Source organism: Streptomyces lonarensis, from assembly GCF_012033735.1.
GTDB classification, from domain to species: domain Bacteria; phylum Actinomycetota; class Actinomycetes; order Streptomycetales; family Streptomycetaceae; genus Streptomyces; species Streptomyces lonarensis.
The window spans coordinates 1-3,254 of record NZ_JAAVJD010000378.1; the positions used below are offsets into that span (position 1 = coordinate 1).

The 3,254-nt window shown below is 75.2% G+C and carries 3 protein-coding genes; all 3 read right to left on the minus strand.

Going from position 1 to position 3,254, the window contains the following annotated elements; translation table 11 throughout:
- A partial coding sequence (locus HCN56_RS24680) for a DUF2637 domain-containing protein (RefSeq protein ID WP_167974743.1) occupies positions 1–802 on the minus strand: 802 nt, incomplete at its 3' end.
- Between the two features lie 392 nt (positions 803–1,194).
- Positions 1,195–1,947 (minus strand): DUF3558 domain-containing protein, encoded by a 753-nt coding sequence (locus tag HCN56_RS24685; protein WP_167974745.1) that lies wholly within the window; start codon positions 1,945–1,947, stop codon positions 1,195–1,197.
- A gap of 208 nt (positions 1,948–2,155) precedes the next feature.
- Positions 2,156–2,971, minus strand: coding sequence for a hypothetical protein (locus tag HCN56_RS24690; RefSeq protein WP_167974747.1), 816 nt, complete (start codon positions 2,969–2,971; stop codon positions 2,156–2,158).
- Positions 2,972–3,254: the final 283 nt, after the last annotated feature.

The window sequence follows — 3,254 nt, forward strand, 5'->3', positions numbered from 1 at the left end:
ACCAGTCGCCGACCTCGGGGGCGGGGCGGCGGCGGTCCTTCCAGAGCCGGTTCACCGTGGCGCCGGCGGCGGGCCGCCCGGGGCCGACCGCCGGGCCGCCGCCCGGTGCGGCCACCGCGACCGGAGCCGGCTCGATCGCGGGGGCGTCGGGGTCCAGCGGGACCCCGAGGTGGGCGAGCTTCAGGGGCAGCCGCGCCTCGACCGGCGCGCGCCGGCGCCAGGCCCTGCCGTAGCGGGCGCGCAGCCGGGCACGGTAGACGAGCCGGTCGCGTTCGAGGTCGATGACCTCCTGGTACGAGCGCAGCTCCCACAGTTTCATCCGCCGCCACAGCCGGAACGTGGGGAACGGGGAGAGGACCCACCGCCAGAGCCGCACGCCCTCCATGTGCTTGTCGGCGGCGACCGCGGTGATCCGGCCGACGGCGTGGCGGGCGGCCTCGACGGTGATGATGAAGAGCACCGGGATGATGGCGTGCATGCCGACCGCCAGCGGGTCGCCCCACGCCGCCGCACCGTTGAACGCCACGGTGGCCGCCGTCAGCAGCCAGGCCGTCTGCCGCAGCAGTGGGAACGGAATCCGCATCCAGGTCAGCAGCAGGTCCAGTGCCAGCAGCACCACGATGCCCGCGTCGATGCCGATGGGCACGAACGGGGCGAAGTCCCCGAACCCCTTCCGCTCGGCCAGTTCGCGGACGGCGGCGTAGGAGCCGACGAAGCCGATGGCCGCGATCACCGTCGCGCCGACGACGATGATGCCGATGAGGATGCGGTGGGTACGGGTCAGTTGGACGACGGGCGCCACGACCGGTCCTTCCCTGTTCGGTTGCTGCCTGCGCGGGAACGACCGACGACCGAATGTACGTACGGATGTTCCGGGCCGCTTAGCGTGGCACACCGCCGTCGGCGGTCACGGTCCGGTGCAGGGCTGCCGCCACAGGTGGGCGCCCGGCTTCTCCGCTATTGCGGCGGTGCGCGACGAGCTGTGCGGCCGGTGTGCCCCGCCGTCGTCCCTGCCCCGCCCCCGGCGCGGCCGTGCCGTCGCCGGTGCTCCCGCCGCATGCGGACGGGCCGGCACCCGCCGCGTTCGCGGGGTGCCGGGCCGCCCGGTGAAGGTCTGGTGAAGGTCTGCGCGAGGCGGGTTTCGCCACCTCCTCCGCCCGGTCCGGGCGGAGCGTCAGCCGTCGGCGCGGTGCGTCAGTCCTCGCCCTCGTCGCCGTCCTCGTCCGCCCCGCCGTCCGCGGCCTGCGACTCCAGGTAGGCGACGACCTCGGAGGCCACGCGCTCGGCGCCCTCCTCGATGGCGTCCGCGCTAGGCAGCTCCGCGTCCTCGAATCCGGTGCCGGCGTAGTCCACCGTCACCACCGCGTTGGCGGTGCGGACCACCATGCGCTGCTGGCGGAACTCGCGCTCGCTCTCCCCGCTGGTCTTCTCCGAGGTGAACGCCAGGCCGACCGCCTGGTCGCCGACGCCCTCGGGTGCGCTCTCGAGCACGTCCTCCACGGCCGGGTCGTCGGAGATCTCCGCCGTCTGCGCCTGCAGGAAGGTCTCGGCGCGGGCGTCGCCCCCGCCGAGGGCCTCGTCCGAGTCGAAGCGCTTCAGGGTGACGGTCAGCGAGCGGAAGTCGTAGCCGTCGAGGCCGCTCCAGATGCAGGCGGAGGTCGCGGCGACGTCCGCCGAGGGGAGTTCCTTCTCCTCGCCGGCCTCCGGCACCACCGCGTCGACGGTGTCGTCGCCGAGGGTCTCGCAGGCGTTGGGCAGCTCGGCGTAGCGCACCTCCTCGGGGGCGCCCGGCTCCTGGGCCGCCGGGGCGTCGTCGCTACCGGTGTCACCGTCGTCGGCCGAGTCCGAGCTGCACGCGCCCAGCAGCAGCACGGACGCGACGGCCGCGGCCAGCGCGGGGCCGGCGCCGCGGAGGGAGCCGGCCAGGGGCCGGACGTTGCGGTCCATCAGTCACTCCTCGAAGGATCTCTGCACCGGGTCCGGTACCTTCGTCCGCCGCGGACCCGTCAGAGGAACGGTACGCCGGACCGCGCCCGGCGCGGGCCAGCCGTGCGGGTGGTGTCCCCCACGCGCGGCGCCGCGTGCCGCCGGGACACCGCCGTCGTCGCCCCGCCGCGCGGCGGTGGGCGGCGCGCCCGCCGCGGCCCGACTCGCGTCAGTTGTCGAAGCGTTCGGCCAGCTGGGCGGCGAGGGAGCGCACCCGCTCCTGGAGCGCCGCGCTGTCCGGCTCGCGCCAGGAGTCGTTGAGCGCCTCGCTGTAGTCAATGGCGACAATCACATTCGCGCTGTGGAAGACCAGCGACACGTCGCGCCGCCCACCGTCGTCGGTGAGCCGGTCGTCGACATAGGCGGCGGTCCCGATCCCCTGCAGGGGACGGGGTGCCCACTCACCGTCGGGCCGCATCTCGTCCTCGGCGCCCTGCGGCGACGGGTCGTTGCGCTCCTCGTCCTCCGCGCCGCCGCTCTCGCCCGAGCCGTCCTCGGGCTCGCGCTCGTCCGTGCCGGAGTCGGGGCCGTCGCCGGCGTCCTCGCTCTCGGGGGGCCCGGCGAGATCGATGCCCGCCGTCTCCGCGCGGTCGGCGAAGTCCTCGGCCGCCAGGTCGTTGTCGCTGACCGCCGGGTCGTACGAGATCACCCGCAGGAAGTCGACCGTCAGCGTCCGGGAGGCGTCAGCGCTGCTGCTGACCCAGTCGCAGCCGTACCGACGGCCGGTGTCGTAGGTCATGTGGGGCTCGCCGCGCAGCGTCTCCGCGTCGGCCTCCGGCAGCAGCTGGCGCAACCGCTCCTCGCTGGGGGCACCGCACGGTTCCGGCAGCCCGGAGTGCCGTCCGGGCTGGGCCAGAGTGTTCCCCGTGGGGCTGCCCCCGCCGCGACCGTCGTCGCCCGGGTCCGCGCTGCACGCCGTGAGACCCACGGTCAGCGCCGTCGCCACCAGCACGCTCGAACCGGTGGTCGTCGCTCTGCGCAGCACGCGGTCCGCCTCCTCGCTCGCTCGTATGACGGGGGAGTCTACTGGGCACCTGCCCGGCCACCGCCGTCTCATCCCGGACCGGTACGAGCCCGGTACACGACGGGGATCGGCAACGTACACCACGGCGAAACGGGGGCGGCGCGGCGTGGCCGGGAACGGACGGACCGCGCCCCGAGCGGGTGTCGCGGTGGGTGACGGCGGGTCTCCGGCGCGTCAGAGCCGCGACGGAGCCGGCTCGACGGGCGCCCCGCCGACGGCGCGCGCCGGGCGGGCAGCACGCCCC

Bases quoted from the DNA above. Each gene is read 5' to 3' on its own strand.
- HCN56_RS24685 (WP_167974745.1), bottom strand. From the start codon at position 1,947: ATGGACCGCAACGTCCGGCCCCTGGCCGGCTCCCTCCGCGGCGCCGGC.